Here is a 22,810-nt window from a genome sequence, read left to right as displayed (position 1 = left end):
GGGGAGAGGAAGCCTATGCGACGATATCTGGCAGCGGCACTTTTATGTGCTGCGGTGGCGGGGTGCAATACGCCCGCATCGACCCAAACCATCGACACGCTGCCAAAGGATATGAATGTGCTGTTCTGGACCCAGGATCAACGCGACACCGCTTTCCGGACAATGGAAACCGTTCCCAAGGTGGCGGTCAACACGGTCGAGGCTGGCGACACGGTCTATCCGCTGCCGCAGGGGCAGCCGCTGGACCTTGGCGTGGATGTCGATGCTTACATGGCGAAGCAGCGCAATTCCGGGTTGATCATCGTCCAGGAAGGCAAGATCCGGCTCGAGAAATATGCGCTGGGCTACGGCGCCGCGGGGCGCTGGACCAGCTTTTCGGTTGCCAAAAGCTTCACCTCGACCTTGGTCGGCGCGGCGGTCAAGGATGGCTATATCAAGAGCCTCGACGACAAGGTCACCGTCTATATTCCGGGACTCAAGGGTTCGGCCTATGACGATGTGTCGGTGCGGCAGTTGTTGACGATGACGTCGGGGGTCAAGTGGAACGAGGACTATACCGATCCCAAATCCGACGTGGCCCAGTTCAACATGCAGAAACCCGTCGAGGGCGAGGATATAACTGTCAGCTATATGAAGACCTTGCCGCGCGAAGCGCCCGCAGGGTCGAAGTGGGTGTATAAGACCGGCGAGACCAATTTGATCGGCGTGCTGGTGTCGAGTGCGACGGGCAAGACGCTGTCGCAATATCTGTCCGAAAAGGTGTGGAAGCCGTTCGGGATGGAGCAGGATGCGGTGTGGATGCTCGGCGCCACCGGGCATGAGATCAGCGGCTGCTGCATGTCGGCAAGCCTGAAGGATTATGCGCGGTTCGGCCAGTTCATGCTGAACGGCGGGGTCGCGGGCGGTGAAAAGGTCGTGCCCGATGACTGGATGACCGCCGCGACGACCAAGCAGGCGGGGATTGACATTCCGGGCCGCGGCTATGGCTATCAATGGTGGACCAACGATGACGGCAGCTTTGCCGCGCAGGGCATCTTCGGGCAGGGCATCTTCATCGATCCCAAGCGCAAGCTGGTGATCGCGTCGAACGGCAACTGGCCGACCGCAACCGACCCCGAGGGTGTCGGCGCGGCGCGCGAGGCGTTTTACAAGAGCGTGCAGGCGGCGGTGGACGGGGAAGCGAAATAAGATCCGTCGCCCCCCGCGCAGGCGGGGGCCGCTGGATGTCTACCCGTCGAAGCAGGAAAAGGCCGCAAGTGGCCCCCGCCTGCGCGGGGGCGACGGTATGTTAGTCTGCAATGATGGTTGCCGCCCGCTGCGCCAACCACACCGCCGCCAACGGCACCGCGACGCCCAGCGCCATGATCCACCAGGTATCGGCCAGGGTCACGGCGCGGTAGAGCGCGGCGCCGATCACCGACCCGGCGACGATCCATCCGGCCCCGGTGCCCGCCGAGATCCGGATCGCCAGCCACGCTCCGGCAAAGGTGCCGATGAACCAACCGACGATCAGGGCGATCGTCGATCCGATCGGGATCAATATCTCGCCGGTGTCGAGGTCATATTCGGCGGGCGAGATTTCATTGCCGGCATATTGGGCCAGCCAGATCAGCCCGAATGCGACGGCGATGCCGATCACCGCAGCGATCGCCGATCGCAAAATTTCCTTGGTCATTCCCGCACCCTCGCAAACCCCGTTATGTGGCTGCCTTAGTGCCGGAAAACGAAGATGACGTTAAGCCTTTTCCATGACCTTGGGCAGCGCGTGGAATGCGGTGCTGTCGAAGCCATCGACCATCAGCCCTGCGACAAACTCGCCGACCGCGGCGGGATCCTTGATACTTTGGGCGTCTTCGCCCGGGTAGGCGCGCGCGCGCATCTGGGTGCGGGTGCCGCCGGGATCGAGGATCGCGGTGCGAACGGTCGAGATGTTGCGCATTTCGGCGCCATAGCTGGTGACGAGCGTCTCGAACGCGGCCTTCGATGCGGCATATGCGCCCCAATAGGCGCGCGGCTCGCGCGCGACGCTGCTCGACAGAGCGAGCACCCGGCCGCTGGCGGCGCGGCGCAGCAGCGGGTCGAAATTGGCGATCAATGCCTGCTGCGCGATCAGATTTAGCGTCAGCAGCTTGTTGAATTCCTTGCCGTCGATCGCCGCGACCGGGGTCAGTGTGCCGAGCATCGCCGCGTTGAGCACCAGCATGTCGAGCTGTTGCCAGCGTTCGGCCATTGCACTTGCCAGTCGCGCGATGCTGTCGCCGTCGGTCAGGTCGAGCGGGGCGATCGTCGCAGCGCCGCCGGCTTCGTGGATACGATCCTCAAGCGCCTCGAGCCCGCCCGCGGTGCGCGCGGTGATCACGACATGCGCGCCGCGTGCGGCCAAGGCTTCGGCAACCGCTTCGCCGATACCGCGGCTTGCCCCGGTGACGAGCGCAACTTGCCCCGCCAGTTCTTCAGTCTTCATCGTCATTGTGTTAGACAACCCGTTCGGCAAGCAGCGAAAATTGATCTTCCAAGCCATGCTCGTCGAAATCGGTCAGCGTGGTCGGATAGTCACCGGTAAAGCATGCGTCGCAATATTGCGGTGCGTTGTCGCTGCGTTTTGCTTCGCCCAGCGCGCGGTACAGGCCGTCGATGGTGACGAACGACAGGCTGTCGGCGTTGATGAAGTTCGCCATCTGGCCGACGGTCATCTGCGCGGCGAGGAGTTTGGCGCGCTCGGGGGTATCGACGCCATAGAAGCAGCTATGCTGGGTCGGCGGGCTGGCGATCCGCATATGGACTTCGGCGGCGCCGGCATCGCGCATCATCTGAACGATTTTCAGGCTCGTCGTCCCGCGCACGATCGAATCGTCGATCAGCACGATCCGCTTGCCCGCGATCAACGCGCGATTGGCGTTGTGCTTCAGTTTTACGCCCAGGTGGCGAACCTTGTCGCCCGGCTGAATGAAGGTGCGTCCGACATAGTGCGAGCGGATGATCCCGAGTTCGAACGGGATGCCCGATTCCTGCGCATAGCCGATTGCGGCGGGGGTGCCCGAATCGGGGACCGGGATAATCAGATCGGCATCGACCGGATTTTCGCGCGCCAGTTCGGCGCCGATCGCCTTGCGGACCGAATAGACGCTGGTCCCGTCGACGATCGAATCGGGACGCGAGAAATACACATATTCGAAGATGCACGGCCGCGCCGATTGCGAGGCAAAGGGCCGATGCGATTTCAACTGACCGTCGCGGATGATCACCAACTCGCCGGGTTCGACCGAGCGGACAAATTCGGCGCCGACGACGTCGAGCGCGACGGTCTCCGAGGCAAGGATGTGCGCATCGCCGAGCTTGCCGATGACGAGCGGGCGGATGCCGAGCGGATCGCGGCAGCCGATCATGCCTTCGGCGGTCAGGCAGATCAGCGAATAGGCGCCCTCGACCTGTTTCAGCGCGTCGATGAACCGGTCGAGCAGCGAGCGATAGCTCGACGTTGCGACGAGATGGATGATCACCTCGGTATCGCTGGTCGATTGAAAGATCGAACCGCGGCGGACGAGCAGCTTTTTAAGCGCGGTCGCGTTGGAGATATTGCCGTTATGCGCGACCGCGAAACCGCCGGTGGACAGATCGGCAAACAAGGGCTGGACGTTGCGCAGCGCCGTCTCGCCGGTCGTCGAATAGCGGACATGGCCGACCGACGATCCGCCCTGCAATTGGCGCATGATGTCGTCGCGGTCGAAATTGCCGGCGACATGGCCCATCGCGCGGTGGGTGTGGAATTCGCGGCCGTCGAAGGCAGTGATGCCCGCTGCCTCCTGCCCGCGATGCTGGAGGGCATGCAGGCCCAGCGCAACGACCGCCGCGGCACTGTCGGCGCCATGAATACCAAAGACGCCGCACTCCTCGCGGAGCTTGTCATCGTCGAAAGGGTGTGTGGTGAGCATGATGGTCCAGCAGCGAGGGCAGTGACTGGCGCGCATATAGGGACGGCGATCGCAAATGTCGCCCCCCTATTCACGATATTGTCATCGCGGTGGCGATCGACGGGGTGACAGGGGCTTTGCTCCTGCTCTAAAGCGCAGGGATGAACGATCAGCGCGACACCGCCGACCGCTTTATGCCGCGCTTTGACGCGGCGGGACTGGTGACTGCGATCGTCACCGATGCCGACACCGGCGTGCTGCTGATGGTCGCGCACATGAATGCCGAGGCTATCGAGCGGACACAGGCGACGGGGCAGGCGCATTTCTGGTCGCGCTCACGCGGCGCGCTGTGGCGCAAGGGCGAGACGTCGGGCAACGGATTGACCATGCTCGAGATGCGCGTCGATTGCGATCAGGATGCGCTGTTGCTGCGGGTGACGCCTGCGGGTCCGGCTTGTCACACCGGGCGGCGGAGCTGTTTCTATCGCCGCGTCGAAGCAGATGGCAGCCTGATTTTCCTGGCGGACGATGCGGCGGATTAGTGCCGCACTGGCGCTCGCGGCGCTGCTTCTCGCCGGATGCGAGCGATCGACCTCGGGCGATAGCGGGCAGGGGGTCGACGCCGACAACCCGCTCGAACAGGCGGCCCGCGAGCGCGGCGTCGTGCGGGCCGATGCCGCATCACCGGTCGGGGTGTTCGAACGCACCCATGATCTGGGCCGCGATGCGATGTGCGTTGTGCCCGACGGAGCGGGGCAGTGGCGTTTTGCGGTCACGGCGGCGTTCGGCGCCACCCTGTCCTGCACGGCAAGCGGAACGATGACGCGCGATCGCGGCGGCTGGCGGCTACGCTTCGCCGACGGCTGCGAGGCACTGGTTCATGAGGAGGAGGACGAACTGCGCCTGCCCGGAGACCTGCCGCCGCAATGCGCGTCGCTGTGTCCCGCCCGCGCTTCGCTGTCGGGTTTGCGCCTGCCGCGCGCCAGCTGGTCGGCCGACGATGCGCGGGGCTTGCAGATCCGCGATCGACAGGGCAATATGCATCAGCCCTGCGGGGTCTGACCGGCCCCGAATTGGCGCAATTTGCCGGTCTTGACGTTCACGTCAACGGAAACTAGTTTCGTCGACATGACCGAACCATATGGCCACGCCCATATCGATACGCCCGATCATCTGGGGCGCGAACAATTCAGCATCACCGACTTGTCGACCGAGTTCGGGGTCACCGCGCGCGCGTTGCGGTTTTATGAGGATGAAGGGCTGATCAGCCCGTCGCGCAAGGGATTGTCGCGCATCTATTCAAAACGCGACCGCGCCCGGCTGGCGTGGATCCTGCGCGCGAAGCGAACGGGTTTCAGCCTGGCCGATATTCGCGAGATGATCGACCTCTACGACGTTGGCGACGGCCGCAAGCTGCAACGCCAAGTGACGATCGAAAAATGCGAACAGCGCATCGGTTTGTTGCAGCGCCAGCGCGACGACATCGACAGCGCTGTCGAAGAATTGTCGCGTTTCATCGATATGGTGAAGAAAGTCGATGCCGGCCAAAAAGTCGGTTGAAGCTCTTCCTCGGCAAGCCTCCCCAGGCAAGTATGACATTGCCAACCTGATTTTCAAAAGGATACCCCATGCCCGTCTATCGCGCGCCTGTGCAAGACAGCCTTTTCCTCCTCAACGATGTGCTGGGGGTCGAGCGTTACGCCAATCTCCCCGGCTTCGCCAATGCGACTCCTGACATGATCGAAGCGGTGCTGACCGAGGCGGGAAAATTCTGTGAGGAAGTGCTGTTCCCGATCAACCAGTCTGGCGATCTGGAAGGTTGCACCCGGCACGACGACGGATCGGTGACGACGCCCACAGGCTTCAAGGATGCGTATAAGGCCTATTGCGAGGCCGGCTGGACGCTGCTGACCCAGCCCGAAGCCTTTGGCGGCCAAGGGCTCCCGCATGTCGTCGGTTTCCCGGTTGAGGAATATCGCATGGCAGCAAACCAGGCCTTTGCGATGTATCCGGGGCTGACTCAGGCCGCGGTCGCGGCAATATTGGTCAAGGGTTCGGATGAACAAAAGGCGCTTTATGCGCCGCGGATGATTTCGGGCGAATGGGGCGGGACCATGAACCTGACCGAACCGCATTGCGGCACCGACCTGGGCCTGATCCGCACCCGTGCGGTGCCGAACGGCGATGGTAGCTATGACGTCACCGGGACCAAGATTTTCATTTCGTCGGGCGAGCATGACCTGACCGAGAATATCGTCCACCTTGTCCTCGCCAAGACCCCCGACGCGCCCGACAGCGTCAAGGGCATCTCGCTGTTCATCGTGCCGAAGTTCCTCGTCAATGACGATGGCTCGCTGGGTGAGCGTAACGCGCTGCAATGCGGGTCGATCGAACACAAGATGGGCATTCACGCCAATTCGACCTGCGTCATGAACTATGACGGCGCCAAGGGCTGGATGGTCGGCGAGGAGAATAAGGGTCTCGCCGCGATGTTCGTGATGATGAACGCGGCGCGCCTCGGCGTTGGTATCCAGGGGCTGGGACAGGCCGACATCGCGTTCCAGAACGCCGTCGCCTATGCGCAGGACCGCCGTCAGGGGCGGGCGCTGACCGGACCGCAAGACCCGCAGGAAAAGGCCGATCCGCTGTTCGTTCACCCCGACGTGCGCAGGATGCTGATCGATGCGAAGGCGACGGTCGAGGGGCTGCGCGCGCTGTGCCTGTGGGGTGCCTTGCAAGTCGATCTGGCGCATGTCGCGGAAACCGAAGAGGAGCGCCAGCGCGCCGACGACCTCGTCAGCCTGCTCACCCCGGTAATCAAGGGCTATGGCACCGACAAGGGCTATGACGTCGCGACCAACGCGCAGCAGGTGTTCGGCGGCCACGGCTACATCGAAGAATGGGGGATGAGCCAATATGTCCGCGATGCCCGCATCACGATGATCTACGAAGGCGCGAACGGCGTCCAGGCGATGGATCTGGTCGGGCGCAAGCTGGCCCAGAATGGCGGGCGTGCGATCCAGGCGTTCTTTGCGATCATCGACGCCGAATGCGCGCGCGCCAAGGACAATGAGCCACTGGCGGACTTCGCTGGGCGGCTGGAAAAAGCAAACGGCGAACTGAAGGCTGCTACGATGTGGTTCATGCAGAACGGCATGGCGAACCCCAACAATATCGGGGCCGGCGCGCACCATTACATGCACATCATGGGGATCGTCGCGCTGGGATCGATGTGGCTGATGATGGCGGAGGCGGCGCAGAAGGCGCTCGCCGAAGGGCGCGGCAACAAGGCGTTCCTTGAAGCCAAGCTTGTCACCGCGCGCCACTTTGGCGAACGGTTCCTGCCCGACGCCGGGTCGCTGCGCCGCAAGATCGAAGCGGGGAGCGAAGCGATGATGGCGCTGACCCCGGAACAATTTTACGCTGCCTGAGCGCGCCCGATGGAACGATCGCCGCCGCCATGCGTGGCGTCGGCGATGAGCGATCCCGAACGCGCGCCAGCTTTGGCCCCCATCGTCGTCGAAGGGCGCAATTGCTGGCGCATCGAACGCGCCAACAAGGCGCGGATGATCGTCGATGCCGCCGATTATTATGCGCTGCTCGAAAGATTGATGGCGGGGGCGAAAGAACGCATACTGCTGATCGGCTGGGATTTCGATCCGCGCATTCCGCTGATCCCCGATGAACAGGGGAAAGGCGAATCGCTCGGCCATTACCTGCTCCGCCTCGCCAAGGATCAGCCGAAGCGCGATATCGATATTTTGCGCTGGAACTTCGGGGGTCTGAAGCATCTGTTCGTGCCGTCGATCGTCGCGATGGTGCTGCGGTGGAAGATGACCAAGTCGATCAGCTTTCGCCTCGACAGCGCGCATCCGGTGGGGTGCAGCCACCATCAAAAGGTCGCGGTGTTCGACGATCATCTGGCGGTTTGCGGCGGCATCGATGTGAGCTCAGCGCGGTGGGACACCTGCGACCATGTCGATCACGATCCGCGGCGCACCGGACCCAATGGCAAAGCCTATATGCCGTGGCACGATTCGACGATGATCCTGTCGGGGCCGATCGGAACTGCGCTTGCCGATCTGGGCAACGAGCGGTGGCAGCGTGCGACGAACAAGCCGCTTCGGGATCTGAGTGGTGCGGGCGAAAACTGGCCGGACAATCTTGAAGCCGATTTCACAGATGTCGATGTCGCCATTTCGCGCACCAGCGCTGAATATGACGGCCGCGCCGAAGTGCGTGAGAATGAGCAACTCTATCTCGACATGATCGCCGGTGCGAAGCGCTTCATCTATTTCGAGAATCAGTATTTCACCAGCGGCGCGATTGCCGCAGCGATTGCGGCGCGGCTCGACGAAGATGATCCGCCCGAATTTGTGATGGTGATGCCCAAGACCGCCGACGGCTGGCTGGAGCAGATGGCGATGGATGCGGCGCGCGTCCAGCTCGTCCGCTCGATCGCCAAGTCGCGGCATGGCGACCGGCTGAAGGTTTATGTGCCGCATACCAAGGGCGGTGATCCGATTTATGTCCACGCCAAGACGGCGATCGTTGACGACCGGTTGATCCGGATTGGATCGTCGAACCTGAACAACCGATCGATGGGGCTCGACAGCGAATGCGACGTGACGATCGATGCGGCGTTGGCGGCGAACCAAGGCATCGAGCCCGTCATCACCCGCTTGCGCACATCACTGATTGTCGAGCATCTGGGGGTGGCGGAGGACGATGTCGCATCGACGTTTGAGCGCACCGGCTCGCTGATCGAAACCATCGAAGCACTGCGCGGCGACGGCCGCTCGCTCGAACTGCTCGACCTGGTGCCGCCCGGCCCGCTCGATGAATTTATCGCCGACAATGAAGTGCTCGATCCGACCAGCCCGGATGCGATGTTCGAAGGTTTTGCCAGACGCGGTTTGAAGAAAAGCTGGCACCGCGGGAAAAACTGGATGAAGCGGCACCGACCCTTTCAACGGTCGAAAGCATCGACTGCTTAACCGTAGCCCTCAATCCGCTAGCGACAGAATATGCTTCGCCTGTTTCAGATGCGGCGCGTCGACCATTTTGCCATCGACCTGCAGCACCCCGACGCCGGGATTGGCGGCAAAGGCATCGACGATTGCTTGTGCACGCGCCACCTCGTCGGCGCTGGGGGTGAAGGCAGCGTTGATCGGTTCCACCTGCGACGGGTGGATCGCCATCATCCCGGTGAAGCCGTCGCGCCGCGCGCGGGCGGCGTAGGCGGCGAGGCCTGCTTCGTCCTTGATCGCCGGGAACACGGTGTCGATCGCCGCGGCGCCTGCGGCATGAGCTGCGAACAGGGTCAGCGCACGGGCGACCTCATAGGGGGAGGTGTAACCGCCCTCCGCTTCGCGGCTCGTTGTTGCGCCGATCGCCGCGGGCAGGTCTTCGGCCCCCCACGTCAGTCCGAGCAAACGGTCCTTCGCCTCGCGGTAGCTGCCCAATGTGAAGATCGCGGCGGGCGTTTCGGTGGCGATCGGCAGGATCGGCGGCAGCGAGGCATTGGCCGCTGATTCACTACGCAGGATCGTATCTAGCTGTGCGATGCTCGGCGCGCCTTCGGCCTTGGGGAGCATAATCGCGTCGGGCCGCGCAGCGATGATCGCGGCGACATCGGCGGCGGTCAGATGCCCGTCGAGCGGATTGACGCGCACCAGCGTGACGACCTCGCGCGCCCCGGCCAGATAGTCGGCGATCGCACGCCGCGCCGCGTCCTTGTTCGCGAGCGACACCGAATCTTCAAGATCAAGGATGATGGCATCGGCACCCGATGCCGCTGCCTTGGCAAAGCGTTCGGGCCGGTCGCCGGGGACGAAGAGGAGGGAGCGTAGTCTCATGATCCGATCCTCCCCGGGACGGGGAGGGGGACCATCCGAAGGATGGTGGAGGGGGTTTTCGTCATGGTGCAAAGTGTGAGGCCGCTACCCCCCTCCGTCAACCCTGCGGGTTGCCACCTCCCCGCAAGCGGGGAGGATTTTACGATCGTTTTTTGACCAGCGTCGAACGTTCGCACTGGCAGACAAGTTCATCGCGCTGGTTGATGCAGCGGTGGAGGAAGGTGACGATCCCGGCGTTCGGGCGTGATTTCGATTCCTTGAGGCCGATCACTTCGCTCTCCGCGCGCAGGGTGTCACCGATGAACACCGGTTTCGGCATCACCAGCTTGTCATAGCCAAGGTTGGCGACGAGTGTGCCCAGCGTCGTGTCACCGACCGACAGCCCGACCATCAGGCTGAAGGTGAAGGTGCCGTTGACGAGGATCTGGCCGAACTCCGACGCCTTCGCCGCTTCGGCGTCGAGATGCAGCGGCTGTGGGTTGTGCGTCATCACGGTGAATAGCAGATTGTCGGTTTCGGTGACCGTGCGGCGAATGTCGTGGGTCAGCGTGTCGCCGATGGTCCATTCGTCGAAATATTTACCGGCCATCGCTTCTCTCCAATGTTCGTCACGCTGAACTTGTTTCAGCATCCATGACCTGTTCTCTCGTTTGGCGCGGTGTGATTGTCGAGGCCCGGCCGTGGACCCTGAAACGAGTTCAGGGTGACGAAGAATGGCGACCTATTCGCTCGCCGCGTCGATCCGCACCAACAGCGCCTCGACCTGCACCTGCGCCCCTGCGGTCGCATTAAGCTCGGCCACCACGCCGTCGAACGGCGCGGTCAGGCTATGCTCCATCTTCATCGCTTCGAGGGTGAGCAGTTTCTGGCCTTTGGTCACTGTGTCGCCCGCCACAACCTCGACCGCGATGATTTTGCCGGGCATCGGGGAGAGGATCGCGCCGTCGCCTGCTGCGCCGCCCGTGCTGCCCTCGGCGCGCCAGGGCGTAAGCTGCCACACCGACCCGCCTTCCGCGACGAGCATCGCAGGGGCGGGTTCTTCGGTGCCGGGGCCGTGGAGTTCGACCTCCACGCGTTTGCCGTCGAGCAGGAAGGGGGCGCTGCGGACATCGGCTGCGTTCAGGCGGAAGCCCGATCGCAGCGAGCGCGGCGTCAGTGCCATTGCGGCGTTGGTTAGCGCCTGCGCGGTCGGCATCGGCTCTTCGGTCATCGCATCGCCGTCGCGGCCGATCAGCCCGGTATCGACAGTGCCCGCGACGAAATCGGGATGACCCAGCGCATTGATCAGGAAGGCCGAGTTGATCTTCACCGGCCAAATCGCGCTGTCTTCGAGCATCTCGGACAGCAATTCGCGCGCTTCCTCACGATCTTCGCCCCATGCGATAACCTTGGCGATCATCGGGTCGTAGAAGGGCGAGACCTCGGCGCCTTCGTAAACGCCGGTATCGACGCGGCCCAGATGATCGGGGAGTTGGAAAAGTTCGAGGGTGCCGATCGAGGGTAGAAAGCCCTTGGCTGGATCTTCGGCATAGAGCCGCGCCTCCATCGCCCAGCCGTCGATGCTAAGCTGATCCTGACGCAGTGGCAAGGGTTCGCCCGATGCCACCCGCAGCTGCCATTCGACGAGGTCGACGCCGGTGATCTCTTCGGTCACCGGATGCTCCACTTGCAACCGCGTGTTCATTTCCATGAACCAGATGCGGTCGGCGCGCAGGCCTTCGCTGGCGTCGGCGATGAATTCGATCGTCCCGGCGCCGACATAATCGACCGCCTGCGCCGCGCGGACCGCCGCGGCGCACAGGTCGGCGCGCGTCGTTTCGTCCATGCCGGGGGCGGGGGCTTCCTCGATCACCTTCTGGTGGCGGCGTTGCAGCGAGCAGTCGCGTTCGAACAGGTGGACGACATTGCCGTGGGTATCGCCGAACACCTGCACCTCGATATGGCGCGGGGTCAGGATATATTTCTCGATCAGCACATGGTCGTTGCCGAACGACGCCGCGGCCTCGCGCTGGCACGAGGCGAGCGCGTCGAGGAAATCCGACGCGGCATCGACCTTGCGCATCCCCTTGCCGCCGCCGCCCGCCACGGCCTTGATCAGCACCGGATAGCCGATTTCACCGGCGCGCTCAGCGAGGAAGGCAGGGTCCTGGTTCTCGCCCATATAGCCGGGGGTCACCGGCACCCCGGCTTCGGCCATCAGCTTTTTGGCGGCATCCTTCAGCCCCATCGCTGTGATGCTGGCCGGTTTGGGGCCAACCCAGATCAGTCCCGCATCGATCACCGCCTGCGCGAACGCGGCATTCTCCGACAGAAAACCATAACCCGGATGGATCGCCGCGGCCCCGGTCGCCTGCGCTGCGGCAATGATCTTTTCGCCGACCAGATAGGATTCACGCGCCGGCGACGGGCCGATATGGACGGCCTCGTCGGCCTGCCGGACGTGCAGCGCCTTGGCATCGGCGTCCGAATAAACTGCAACCGTGCGAATGCCCATCTCGCGCGCAGTGCGGATGATCCGGCAGGCTATCTCGCCGCGATTGGCGATGAGGAGGGATTGGATCATCGTCATTACATCCTGAACACGCCGAACCCACGGTCTTCGACCGGGGCGTTCAGCGTTGCGGCGAAGGCCAGCCCCAGAACATCGCGCGTCTGCGCCGGGTCGATGATGCCATCGTCCCACAAGCGCGCGGTGGCGTGATAGGGATTGCCCTCGTCCTCATATTTCTGCCTGATCGGTGCCTTAAAGGCTTCGGCCTCATCGGGCGTCCACTTGTCGGCGTCGCGGTGGACGGAGGCCAGCACCGACGCGGCCTGCTCGCCGCCCATCACGCTGATCCGGGCATTTGGCCAGGTAAACAGAAAGCGGGGTGAGTAGGCACGGCCACACATGCCGTAATTGCCCGCGCCAAAGCTGCCACCGATCAGCACCGTGACCTTGGGCACCGTTGCGGTCGCGACTGCGGTGACCAGCTTGGCGCCATGCTTGGCGATCCCCTCGGCCTCATATTTGCCGCCGACCATGAATCCGCTGATGTTCTGCAAGAAGAGCAGGGGGATGCGGCGTTGCTGCGCCAGCTCGATGAAATGGGCGCCCTTGACCGCAGATTCGCTGAACAGCACGCCATTGTTGGCGAGGATCGCGACCGGGATACCCCAGATGTGCGCGAAACCGCACACCAGCGTGCTGCCGTAATTGGCCTTGAACTCATGAAACTCGCTGGCGTCCACGATGCGCGCGATGGCTTCGTGGACGTCATAGGGCGCGCGGACGTCGTCGGGAACGACGCCGTAGAGCTGCTCGGGGTCATATTTGGGCGGGCGCGGGTTTTTCAGCGCGACCTCGAACCCGGTGTCGGCGCCCAGATGGCTAACGATATCGCGCACGATCGTCAGCGCATGTTCGTCATTCTCGGCCAGATGATCGACTACCCCCGACTTGCGCGCATGCAGGTCGCCGCCGCCCAGATCCTCGGCGCTGATTTCCTCGCCTGTTGCTGCCTTCACCAGCGGCGGGCCGGCGAGGAAGATCGTGCCCTGATTACGGACGATCACCGTCTCATCGCTCATCGCCGGCACATAAGCGCCGCCCGCGGTGCAGCTGCCCATCACGCACGCAATCTGCGGGATGCGCCGTGCCGACATGTTCGCCTGGTTGAAAAAGATGCGCCCGAAATGGTCGCGGTCGGGGAACACCTGGTCCTGATGCGGCAGGTTCGCGCCGCCGCTGTCGACCAGATAGATGCACGGCAGGCGGTTTTCGAGCGCGATTTCCTGCGCCCGCAGATGCTTTTTCACGGTCAGCGGATAGTAGGTGCCGCCCTTCACCGTCGCGTCGTTGCACACGATCATACACTGGCGCCCCGACACGCGGCCGATGCCGCATATCAGGCCCGCGCCGGGGACTTCGCCGTCGTAGAGGTCGTTCGCCGCCAGCTGGCCGATTTCGAGAAAGGGTGACCCCGGATCGAGAAGTCGTTCGACGCGCTCGCGCGGCAGCAGCTTGCCGCGGCTGGTGTGACGCTCGCGCGACTTTTCGTTGCCGCCGAGCGCCGCCTCGGCGACGCGCGCGTACAGCTCGTCCTTCAACGCGCGATTATGCGCCGCGCGGGTGCGAAATTCTTCGCTGTCGGGATCGACGTTGGTGCCAAGGACCGGTGCGCTCACTGTACAGTCTCTCCCCGCGGTTTGTCCGGATGATCCGGCTTATCTTTCTCGATCAGGTAGCGATAGACGCCGATCGCGTTGATGATCAGCAGCGCGATGTTCTGCCAACCGATGCCTTCACTGTCGGGCTGCAAAAAGCCCCACGCGATCAGTGCGATGCTACTGGAGACAAAGATGACAAACGCCCAGCCGGTGCGGCGACGGCCGAGGTTCAGCGACACGATCAACGCCGCGAGCGTCGAGGCGCCCGCGCCATAATATTGCAGGGCGGTGAGCAGCGTGTCGTTCACGCCGTCGCGCCCAAGATCGCAAAGACGCCCGACGCGGTCAGGATCGGCCAGCCGATGTGCCGTCCGCGCGTGTAGATGGCATCGGCCAGCCCGACCGCGGTCCACGCCCCGCCGACCAAAAAGATCAGGTCGCGCGGTGTCCCCGGCCAGACAACGGTCGCAGCCGACACAATCATCAACAGTGACATCGCGTGCCAGGCAAAGCGAAACACCTTGCGCGCCAGATCGACCGCCATGATTCCCTGATCAAGCGCAAGCAGCGGCTGGATCAATCTTTTCTCGCCCAGCGCGCCATGCACCAAGGCCGTCGTCGCCATGAAGGCCGCCGACAGCCAGAGCCAGATCACGCGCCAGCGCCGATCAGTTCGCGACCGATCAGCATCCGGCGAATCTCGTTGGTCCCCGCACCGATGTCGAGCAACTTGGCGTCGCGCCAGTAACGCTCGACCGGCCAGTCCTTGGTGTAACCCGCGCCGCCGAGCGCCTGGATCGCTTCGCCCGCGACCTTCACGGCGCTTTCGCTCGCGAGCAGGATGCAACCGGCGGCGTCGAAGCGCGTCGTCTGCCCGGCGTCGCACGCCTTGGCGACGTTATAGACGTAAGACCGTGCCGACTGGAGCGCGACATACATGTCGGCGACCTTCGCCTGCATCAGCTGGAACGACCCGATCGGCTTGCCGAACTGTTTGCGGTCGCGAACATAGGGGATGACGGTGTCGAGGCACGCCTGCATGATGCCGAGCTGGAGCCCGGCGAGCACGACGCGCTCATAATCAAGCCCCGACATCAGTACGCCGACGCCACCATTTTCGGGGCCCATCACCTGCTCTTCGGAGACTTCACAGTCGTTGAACACCAGCTCCGCGGTCGGCGAACCGCGCATCCCGACCTTGTCGATCTTTTGCCCGATCGAAAACCCCGGCATATCCTTTTCGATCAGAAAAGCGGTGATGCCGCGCGATCCGGCCTCCGGACTGGTCTTGGCATAGACGACCAGCGTGTCGGCGCAGGTCGCGTTGGTAATCCAGAATTTGGTGCCGTTGAGGACATAACCGCTCTGCACCCGGTCGGCCTTCAGCTTCATCGACACGACATCGCTGCCCGCGCCCGCTTCGGACATCGCCAGGCTGCCGACATGTTCGCCGCTGATCAGCTTGGGCAGATATTTCGCTTTCTGCTCGGCACTGCCCCAGCGGCGGATCTGGTTGACGCACAGGTTCGAATGCGCGCCGTAGCTGAGGCCGATCGCAGCGCTTGCGCGGCTGACTTCTTCCACCGCGATCACATGCTCAAGATAGCCGAGGCCAAGCCCGCCAAACTCTTCTTCGACCGTAATGCCGTGCAGCCCGAGTTCGCCCATTTGCGTCCAGAGTTCATCGCGTGGGAACCAGTCTTCTGCGTCGGCCTTGGCGGCCAGCGGTGCAATCTGTTCGTCCGCGAAACGAGCGGTGGTGTCGCGGATCATGTCGGCGGTTTCGCCGAGCGCGAAATCAAAATCGGGGGTGGCGCGCATGGATGAACCTATTGATCGAGGGCGGGGCAGAGCACGATACTGCCCCAAAAATCGATCATATGGAAATTGAAACGATAATGGATTTGGCATAAGCAAAATCTATGATTAAGCGCGCCCATGTCCGCCAGTTTCTCGCCGTCGTCGATGCCGGTAGTTTCACGCAGGCAGCGGCGCGCATCCGGGTAACGCAGCCGGCGCTGTCGAGCGGGATTGCCGAGCTGGAGAAACTCGTCGGCACGCCATTGTTCATTCGTAACCGCCGTCAGATCCGGCTGACCGAAGCCGGCGGGCGGTTCTTGCCAATCGCGCGCGATCTGGAGCGCGGCTTTCGCGCCGCCGACGATTTCGGCCGCGAGAGTGACCGGCAGGCGACCGAACTCAAACTTGGCGTGATAAGATCGGTTTCGGGGGAGTTTTTGCAGGCGATCGTTATGGCGTTGCGCCCCAGCTTCGCCATCGAACTGATCGAGAACAGCGAATCCGAACTCCGCGCAGCTCTGGGCAGCGGGCGCATCAATATGGCGCTGCTCCCGCTGCGTCCCGGCGAGCGCGGCGACCACGTTGTGCCGCTGTACGAAGAGCCTCTGGCAATGTTCATGGCCGAGGGTCATCCGCTCGCGGGACGGATTGAGGTTGGCGCGGAGGAACTCGCCGCAGAGACGATGATCGCGCGGCGCTCTTGCGAATTTCTCGACGCTACCAGCCGCTTCTTTACGCGGCATGGTGTCCGCCCGCGCTTTGCCTTGCGCAGCGAAAGCGACGAGCGCTGCCTGCGGATGGTTGCCGCCGGGATCGGCATCACCACGGCGCCAGTGTCGCTGGCGATCGACGGCGTCGTGCCGCTCAAGGTCGTGGGCTATGATTTCCGGCGCGAGCTGGGCTTGATCGTCGGTCCGGCGTGGGCGGGATTGCCCGATGTCCATCCGCGGCTGGCCCATGCCCGCGACACGGTGACAGCCATTGCCGCGGAATGGCGCCGGGCCCGGGTCGACGCCGCCGCATGACGCGGCGCCTTACAAGTCTGGCTTGCATGGCCAAAAGGCCATACAGCTTGATCGCCGCGCACCGCAGCGGCAAGGGCGGGGCATGACCGATACGCTGACCCATCTCGACCGGCTGGAGGCCGAGAGCATCCATATCCTGCGCGAAGTGATGGCGGACGCGGCCAAGCCCGTGATGCTGTATAGCGTCGGCAAGGATAGCGCGGTGATGCTGCATCTGGCGCGCAAGGCGTTTTACCCTTCGCCGCCGCCGTTCCCGCTGCTGCATGTCGACACGACGTGGAAATTCCAGGCGATGTATGAGCTTCGTGATCGCATGGCGCGCGAAAGCGGCATGGAACTGATCGTTTATCAAAATCCCGAGGCGAAGGAGCGCGGGATCAACCCGTTCGATCACGGTCCACTGCACACCGATATGTGGAAGACCGAAGGGTTGAAGCAGGCGCTCGACCTTTACGGCTTTGACGTCGCTTTTGGCGGCGCGCGGCGCGACGAGGAAAAGAGCCGCGCGAAGGAGCGCATCTTCTCGTTCCGCACCGCAAGCCACGGCTGGGATCCGAAAAAGCAGCGGCCCGAGCTGTGGAACCTCTATAATGCGCGCAAGGCCAAAGGGGAAAGCATCCGCGTCTTCCCGATCTCGAACTGGACCGAACTCGACATCTGGCAATATATCGCGCGCGAAAATATCCCGATCGTGCCACTCTATTTCGCCGCGCCGCGCCCGACCGTCGAACGCGACGGATTGCTACTGATGGTCGATGACGAGCGCTTTCCGTTGAACGAAGGCGAGGTGCCTGTCGAACGCTCGGTACGCTTCCGCACCCTCGGCTGTTATCCGCTGACCGGCGCCGTCGAGAGCGAAGCGAAAACGCTGAGCGAAGTCATTCAGGAAATGCTCCTCACGACGACCAGCGAACGGCAGGGCCGCATTATCGACAAAGACGGCGGCGACGCTTCGATGGAGAAGAAGAAACAGGAGGGGTACTTCTGATGACGGACCCCGTTTACGTCACAGACGCGCTGATCGCCGAGGATATCGACGCCTATCTGGCGGGCCACGAAAAGAAGTCACTGCTGCGCTTCATCACCTGCGGATCGGTCGACGACGGCAAATCGACGCTGATCGGCCGCCTGCTCTACGACAGCAAAATGATCTTCGAGGATCAGCTTTCGGCGCTTGAGGCTGACAGCAAGCGCGTCGGGACGCAGGGGCAGGAGATCGACTTCGCGCTGCTGGTGGACGGCCTTGCCGCCGAGCGCGAGCAGGGGATTACGATCGACGTCGCCTACCGCTTTTTCACCACCGAGAAGCGCAAGTTCATCGTCGCCGATACGCCGGGGCATGAGCAATATACGCGCAACATGGTCACCGGCGCCTCGACCGCCGACCTGGCCGTGATCCTGATCGACGCGCGCAAGGGTGTGCTGACGCAGACGCGGCGCCACAGCTTCCTGGCGCATCTGATCGGCATCAAGCATATTGTGCTGGCGGTGAACAAGATGGACCTTGTCGGGTATGACAAGACCGTGTTCGAGCGCATTTTGCTCAGCTATCGGGCGTTTGCGAGCGAGATCGGGATTACCAACTTTACCGCGATCCCGATTTCGGGGTTCAAGGGCGACAATATCACCGCGCTGTCGGACAACACCCCGTGGTTCAAGGGACCGGCGCTGATCGAGCATCTCGAAAATGTCGAGATCGGGGCGAGGGCCGACGAGGCCAAGCCTTTCCGCTTGCCGGTGCAGTGGGTCAATCGGCCAAACCTCGATTTCCGTGGCTTTTCGGGCCAGCTTGCCAGCGGCAAAGTGCGGCCTGGCGACGCCGTCCGCATCCTGCCCAGCGGCAAGACGACGACGGTCGACCGCATCGTCACGCTTGACGGCGACCTCGACGAGGCCATCGCCGGTCAGTCGGTCACCCTGACGCTGACCGATGAGGTCGATTGCTCGCGCGGCGATGTCATCGCCGCCGCCGACGCACCGCCCGAGGCCGCCGACCAATTCGAAGCGACTTTGGTGTGGATGGCCGACGAGGCGATGATCGCGGGGCGCGCCTATTGGCTGAAGCTGGCGACGCAGAGCGTGTCGGCTACGATGCAGGCGCCGAAATACGAGATCAACGTCAACACGCTCGACCATCTGGCCGCCAAGACGCTGGAACTCAATGGCATCGGGGTGGTCGAGCTGTCGACCGACAAGCCGATCGTGTTCGAGGCCTATGGCGAAAATCATACGCTGGGCGGCTTCATCCTGATCGACAAGCTGACCAATGCGACCGTCGCCGCGGGGATGCTTCATTTCAGCCTGCGCCGCGCGCAGAATGTCCATTGGCAGGCGACCGACGTCGACCGCGACATGCGCGCGAACCTGAAGAATCAGCGCCCCGCGCTGCTGTGGTTCACCGGGCTGTCGGGATCGGGCAAGTCGACGATCGCCAACCTCGTCGAAAAGAAGCTGCACCGGATGAACCGCCACAGCTTCCTGCTCGACGGCGACAATGTCCGCCACGGGCTGAACCGCGATCTGGGCTTTACCGAGGCCGACCGGATCGAGAATATCCGCCGCGTCGGCGAGGTTGCCAAGCTGATGACCGACGCCGGGTTGATCGTCATCACGGCCTTCATCTCGCCGTTCCGCGTCGAGCGCGACATGGTGCGATCGATGCTGCCCGAGGGCGAGTTTATCGAGATATTTATCGACACCCCGCTCGCCGAAGCCGAACGCCGCGACGTCAAAGGTCTGTATAAAAAGGCGCGCGCCGGGCAGCTCAAGAATTTCACCGGTATCGACAGCCCGTATGAGGCGCCCGAGACGCCGGAAATCCGGATCGACACGACGGCGATGTCGCCCGAAGAAGCGGCGGACCTCATCATCGACCGGCTGCTTGGCTGACATGACCGAAAGCGACGAGCAACTCGCCGAACGGCTTGCGACCGACGCGGGCGCGATGCTGCTGGCGCTGCGGGCGGAGGGGCTGGACGGCAAGGCGCTGGGGCAGGCGGGCGATGAGGCGGCTAATGCGATGCTGTGCCGCAAATTGCGCGCGGCGCGCCCCGACGATGCGATCCTGTCCGAAGAAGAGAAGGACAGCGCCGCGCGGCTGGCGCACCGCCGGGTGTGGATCATCGACCCGCTCGACGGTACGCGCGAATATGGCGAAGGTCGGGACGACTGGGCGGTGCATGTCGCGCTGGCGATCGATGGCGTCGCGACGGTCGGCGCGGTCGCGTTGCCGGGGCTGGGGATCACGCTGACTTCGGGGGCACCGATGCCGCTTCGGCCCGCAAACCTGCCGCCGAAAATGCTCGTCAGCCGGACGCGTCCTGCCGCCGAAGCCGTTTTCGTGGCGGAGCGGATGGGTGCCGAGCTGCTCGCGATGGGATCGGCGGGCGCCAAGGCGATGGCTGTGGTGCGCGGCGAGGCCGACATCTACCTCCACACCGGCGGCCAGTATGAATGGGACAATTGCGCGCCGGTCGCGGTGGCGCAGGCGGCGGGGCTGCACGTCAGCCGCGTCGATGGGTCGGCGATCCGGTATAACGCGGCGGACACTTATTTGCCGGATTTGCTGATTTGCCGAACGGAGTTGGCGGATGAAGTTTTGCGGGTGGCGGCGGAATATTCAGCAGGCGTGTAACAGGCGGCTTTCAATTCCCGTTCGCATCGAGCGAAGTCGAGATGCCTTGAGGTCGCGCGCTCCTGATGGGTGTCTCGACCTCGCTCGACACGAACGGGGGCAAGAAAGGCGCGTGGCGACCATTGTCATGGTGGCTTGCCTCGCCTAATCCGTTGCATCGAGAAACCGAAAAGCGACGGGAGACCCGCAATGACCGACCTGCCTGATACCAACCTGACAATGCTGACCTTGGTCAAACCCGAAGGCGAGCTGGAAGTGTCGCTCGAACGGCGAGCGATGCCGACGCCGAAAGCCCACGAGGTTCTGGTCAAGATCCTCGCCACCCCGATCAACCCGTCGGACCTGGGCCTGCTGTTCGGCGGCGCCGACATGTCGACGGCGCGCGCATCGACCCGCGACGGCTTGCCGGTGATCACCGCCGACATTCCACCTGCCGGGATGCGCGCGATGACGGGCCGGATCGGCGAGGCGCTGGCGATCGGTAACGAAGGGTGCGGCACCGTCGTCGCGGCGGGCGATTCGCCCGAGGCACAGGCGCTGCTTGGCAAGACCGTCGCGTTGATTGGCGGCGAAATCTATGCCGAATATCGCTGCCTGCCCGCGCAGATGTGCATGGCGCTGCCCGGCGGCACCGACCCGAAAGACGGGGCGTCGTGCTTCGTTAATCCGCTCACAAGCCTGGCGTTCACCGAAACCATGAAGAATGAGGGGCACAGCGCGATCGTCCATACCGCGGCGGCGTCGAACCTTGGCCAGATGCTGGTCAAGATTTGTGCCAAGGACGGCATTCCGCTGGTCAACATCGTCCGCAGCGATGCGCAGGTCGACATCCTGAAGGCCATCGGCGCGACGCATATCGTCAACAGCAGCGCCGACGATTTCATCGACCAACTGGTCGCCGCGATCGTCGCAACCGGTGCGACGATCGGTTTCGATGCGATCGGCGGTGGCAAGCTGGCGGGTCAGATCCTGTCGGCCATGGAAGTTGCCGCGGTGAAGCGGATGACGACATACAGCCGCTATGGATCGGATACGTTCAAGCAGGTCTATATCTATGGCGCGCTCGACTTGGGGCCAACGGTTCTCAACCGCGCGTTCGGACTGACGTGGTCGTTGTCGGGTTTCCTGCTGACGCCCTTCCTGCAAAAGGCCGGGATGGAAACCAATTTGCGGTTGCGGAAGCGGGTCGTCGACGAACTGACATCGACGTTCAAAAGCCATTACAGCCATGAAATCTCGCTCACCGACGCGCTATCGCTCGACGTCGCCAATGCCTACAACGCCAAGCGGACCGGAGAGAAATATCTGATCCGACCCTGACGAGCTTTTTGGCGAGGCGCATATGGCACGACTGACGGCCGCGGTGGGTGACGCCCGCGGCATGGTGAATTTTGCGGTCCGGCAAGGCATTGATCGCGAGCATTTGCTGGCGGTGGCGGGCATGACCGAGGGGATGCTTGGAAATTTCGACGCACGCCTGTCTCTACCGGCGTACCGACGCCTGATCGAGACAGGCGCGGCGCTCACGGACGATCCGGCATTTGCGTTGCATTACGCCGAGGCGGTTGACGTGTCGGAAATCTCTGTGCTGGGGCTGATCACTCACGCATCGGAAACGATGATCGACGCCTTTGCCCAGATCAATCGCTATACGCGCCTGATCACCGACGTTGCGTCGAACGGACCGAGCCGGTTCACGCTGGAGCGTGATGCGCAGGGGCTTTGGCTGACCGACCATCGCGCCGACCCGAATGACTTTATCGAACTGACCGAAATGTCTTTTGCCCGCATGGTGTGTGGGACGCGGATGTTTGGCGACACGCCTTTTGTTCTGGAGGTCCATGTCAGCCATCGAGCGCCGACCTATGCGAGGGAGTATGAGGCGGTCTTTCAAGCGCCGGTCAACTTTTCGGCGGGTCGCAACGCGATGCGCGTTGACGAACGGTGGCTCACCTATCGGGTGGGGAAACAGCCGCGTTTCACTTTCGGTATCCTGAGCGCGCATGCTGACCGGTTGCTGAAGGATTTGCAGTGCAGCGACGATTTTGCGCATCGGATTGAGGCCGCGATCATGCCGCGCCTGCACACCGGATCGATCGATCTGGCGACGGTGGCAAATGAATTGGGCGTCAGCCGCCAGACCATTTTCCGGCGGTTGAAGGCCGAGAATACCAGTTATGAAAAGCTGCTCGACAATTTGCGGCACCGACTGGCGCTCAGCTATTTTCAGGAGCGGAAGGTGTCGGTGAACGAAGTCGCCTATCTGCTCGGCTATTCGGCGCCGAGCGCATTCACGCGGGCGTTCAAGCGGTGGACCGGAACGTCCCCGCGCGCCCTGCTCAAGGGGACCACCAGGCGCGACAATGGAGCCGCGGTTTAAGACCCGTTCCGGTCTCGGGAAGGGGAACGCAAAGACCTACACGGTCTCCAGGC

The 22,810-nt window shown here is 63.2% G+C and carries 22 protein-coding genes; 12 read left to right on the top strand and 10 right to left on the bottom strand.

The window, feature by feature from the left end; genetic code table 11:
- Positions 1 to 15 precede the first annotated feature (15 nt).
- The gene (locus J2X44_RS11605; protein WP_310084070.1) at positions 16 to 1,188 is read left to right on the top strand and encodes a serine hydrolase domain-containing protein; all 1,173 of its coding nucleotides are present in this window, start codon (positions 16 to 18) and stop codon (positions 1,186 to 1,188) included.
- Positions 1,189 to 1,288: 100 nt separating this feature from the next.
- Here the strand turns inward: J2X44_RS11605 and J2X44_RS11600 are convergent, their stop codons facing one another.
- Genes J2X44_RS11600 through purF form a run of 3 tightly spaced genes read right to left on the bottom strand, consistent with a single transcriptional unit; the run spans position 1,289 to position 3,932 of the window.
- Positions 1,289 to 1,675, bottom strand: coding sequence for a hypothetical protein (locus tag J2X44_RS11600; RefSeq protein ID WP_310084067.1), 387 nt, complete (start codon positions 1,673 to 1,675; stop codon positions 1,289 to 1,291).
- A gap of 60 nt (positions 1,676 to 1,735) precedes the next feature.
- On the bottom strand, positions 1,736 to 2,464 hold the full coding sequence (locus J2X44_RS11595) for an SDR family NAD(P)-dependent oxidoreductase (RefSeq protein ID WP_310087020.1): 729 nt from the start codon (positions 2,462 to 2,464) through the stop codon (positions 1,736 to 1,738).
- 10 nt (positions 2,465 to 2,474) lie between these two features.
- The gene (purF, locus tag J2X44_RS11590) at positions 2,475 to 3,932 is read right to left on the bottom strand and encodes an amidophosphoribosyltransferase (RefSeq protein WP_310084063.1); all 1,458 of its coding nucleotides are present in this window, start codon (positions 3,930 to 3,932) and stop codon (positions 2,475 to 2,477) included.
- A gap of 140 nt (positions 3,933 to 4,072) precedes the next feature.
- Between purF and hisI the strand changes: the two genes are divergently transcribed.
- From hisI to J2X44_RS11565, 5 genes are all read left to right on the top strand, one after another.
- Entirely contained in the window at positions 4,073 to 4,453 is a 381-nt protein-coding gene (gene hisI, locus J2X44_RS11585; RefSeq protein ID WP_310084061.1) for a phosphoribosyl-AMP cyclohydrolase, read from the top strand.
- Positions 4,440 to 4,973 carry a hypothetical protein gene (locus J2X44_RS11580; protein WP_310084058.1) on the top strand — a complete coding sequence of 178 codons (534 nt, stop codon included), beginning with the start codon at positions 4,440 to 4,442 and terminating at the stop codon, positions 4,971 to 4,973. Before hisI ends, J2X44_RS11580 begins: the two co-directional genes overlap by 14 nt.
- Before the next feature lie 66 nt (positions 4,974 to 5,039).
- Entirely contained in the window at positions 5,040 to 5,471 is a 432-nt protein-coding gene (locus J2X44_RS11575; RefSeq protein WP_088439096.1) for a MerR family DNA-binding transcriptional regulator, read from the top strand.
- 68 nt (positions 5,472 to 5,539) lie between these two features.
- A complete protein-coding gene (locus J2X44_RS11570; RefSeq protein ID WP_310084051.1) occupies positions 5,540 to 7,342 on the top strand; it encodes an acyl-CoA dehydrogenase C-terminal domain-containing protein in 1,803 nt (600 codons plus the stop codon).
- Positions 7,343 to 7,387: 45 nt separating this feature from the next.
- Complete coding sequence (locus tag J2X44_RS11565) at positions 7,388 to 8,908, top strand: phospholipase D-like domain-containing protein (RefSeq protein ID WP_310084048.1); 1,521 nt, start codon at positions 7,388 to 7,390, stop codon at positions 8,906 to 8,908.
- A 9-nt stretch (positions 8,909 to 8,917) separates the two neighbouring features.
- Here J2X44_RS11565 and J2X44_RS11560 read toward each other — a convergent pair whose 3' ends face one another.
- The 7 genes from J2X44_RS11560 to J2X44_RS11530 form a co-directional block, all read right to left on the bottom strand.
- Positions 8,918 to 9,769: a CoA ester lyase gene (locus J2X44_RS11560; RefSeq protein WP_310084046.1), complete on the bottom strand. Its 852-nt coding sequence runs from the start codon at positions 9,767 to 9,769 to the stop codon at positions 8,918 to 8,920.
- Between the two features lie 139 nt (positions 9,770 to 9,908).
- Positions 9,909 to 10,358 carry a MaoC family dehydratase gene (locus J2X44_RS11555; RefSeq protein ID WP_310084038.1) on the bottom strand — a complete coding sequence of 150 codons (450 nt, stop codon included), beginning with the start codon at positions 10,356 to 10,358 and terminating at the stop codon, positions 9,909 to 9,911.
- Positions 10,359 to 10,490: 132 nt separating this feature from the next.
- Positions 10,491 to 12,332, bottom strand: a complete 1,842-nt coding sequence (locus J2X44_RS11550; RefSeq protein ID WP_310084035.1) for an acetyl/propionyl/methylcrotonyl-CoA carboxylase subunit alpha — start codon at positions 12,330 to 12,332, stop codon at positions 10,491 to 10,493.
- Between the two features lie 5 nt (positions 12,333 to 12,337).
- The gene (locus J2X44_RS11545; RefSeq protein ID WP_310084032.1) at positions 12,338 to 13,936 is read right to left on the bottom strand and encodes a carboxyl transferase domain-containing protein; all 1,599 of its coding nucleotides are present in this window, start codon (positions 13,934 to 13,936) and stop codon (positions 12,338 to 12,340) included.
- A complete protein-coding gene (locus tag J2X44_RS11540) occupies positions 13,933 to 14,226 on the bottom strand; it encodes a hypothetical protein (RefSeq protein WP_310084030.1) in 294 nt (97 codons plus the stop codon). Before J2X44_RS11540 ends, J2X44_RS11545 begins: the two co-directional genes overlap by 4 nt.
- On the bottom strand, positions 14,223 to 14,573 hold the full coding sequence (locus tag J2X44_RS11535; protein WP_310084029.1) for a hypothetical protein: 351 nt from the start codon (positions 14,571 to 14,573) through the stop codon (positions 14,223 to 14,225). The genes J2X44_RS11540 and J2X44_RS11535 overlap by 4 nt, the downstream gene beginning before the upstream one ends.
- On the bottom strand, positions 14,570 to 15,739 hold the full coding sequence (locus J2X44_RS11530) for an isovaleryl-CoA dehydrogenase (protein WP_310084026.1): 1,170 nt from the start codon (positions 15,737 to 15,739) through the stop codon (positions 14,570 to 14,572). Before J2X44_RS11530 ends, J2X44_RS11535 begins: the two co-directional genes overlap by 4 nt.
- 101 nt (positions 15,740 to 15,840) lie before the next feature.
- Between J2X44_RS11530 and J2X44_RS11525 the strand changes: the two genes are divergently transcribed.
- From J2X44_RS11525 to J2X44_RS11500, 6 genes are all read left to right on the top strand, one after another.
- Positions 15,841 to 16,743 (top strand): LysR family transcriptional regulator, encoded by a 903-nt coding sequence (locus J2X44_RS11525; RefSeq protein ID WP_310084023.1) that lies wholly within the window; start codon positions 15,841 to 15,843, stop codon positions 16,741 to 16,743.
- An 82-nt stretch (positions 16,744 to 16,825) separates the two neighbouring features.
- The gene (gene cysD / locus J2X44_RS11520; protein ID WP_405053367.1) at positions 16,826 to 17,731 is read left to right on the top strand and encodes a sulfate adenylyltransferase subunit CysD; all 906 of its coding nucleotides are present in this window, start codon (positions 16,826 to 16,828) and stop codon (positions 17,729 to 17,731) included.
- The gene (cysN, locus tag J2X44_RS11515; RefSeq protein WP_310084022.1) at positions 17,731 to 19,632 is read left to right on the top strand and encodes a sulfate adenylyltransferase subunit CysN; all 1,902 of its coding nucleotides are present in this window, start codon (positions 17,731 to 17,733) and stop codon (positions 19,630 to 19,632) included. The genes cysD and cysN overlap by 1 nt, the downstream gene beginning before the upstream one ends.
- A gap of 1 nt (position 19,633) precedes the next feature.
- Positions 19,634 to 20,377, top strand: coding sequence for a 3'(2'),5'-bisphosphate nucleotidase CysQ (locus J2X44_RS11510; RefSeq protein ID WP_310084019.1), 744 nt, complete (start codon positions 19,634 to 19,636; stop codon positions 20,375 to 20,377).
- 189 nt (positions 20,378 to 20,566) lie between these two features.
- On the top strand, positions 20,567 to 21,697 hold the full coding sequence (locus J2X44_RS11505) for a zinc-binding dehydrogenase (RefSeq protein WP_310084016.1): 1,131 nt from the start codon (positions 20,567 to 20,569) through the stop codon (positions 21,695 to 21,697).
- A gap of 22 nt (positions 21,698 to 21,719) precedes the next feature.
- Positions 21,720 to 22,757: an AraC family transcriptional regulator gene (locus J2X44_RS11500; RefSeq protein ID WP_310084013.1), complete on the top strand. Its 1,038-nt coding sequence runs from the start codon at positions 21,720 to 21,722 to the stop codon at positions 22,755 to 22,757.
- Positions 22,758 to 22,810: the final 53 nt, after the last annotated feature.

It is taken from the genome of Sphingopyxis sp. BE259 (genome assembly GCF_031457495.1).
Taxonomy (GTDB): Bacteria; Pseudomonadota; Alphaproteobacteria; order Sphingomonadales; family Sphingomonadaceae; genus Sphingopyxis.
This window is presented reverse-complemented; position numbering and strand designations above follow the sequence as displayed.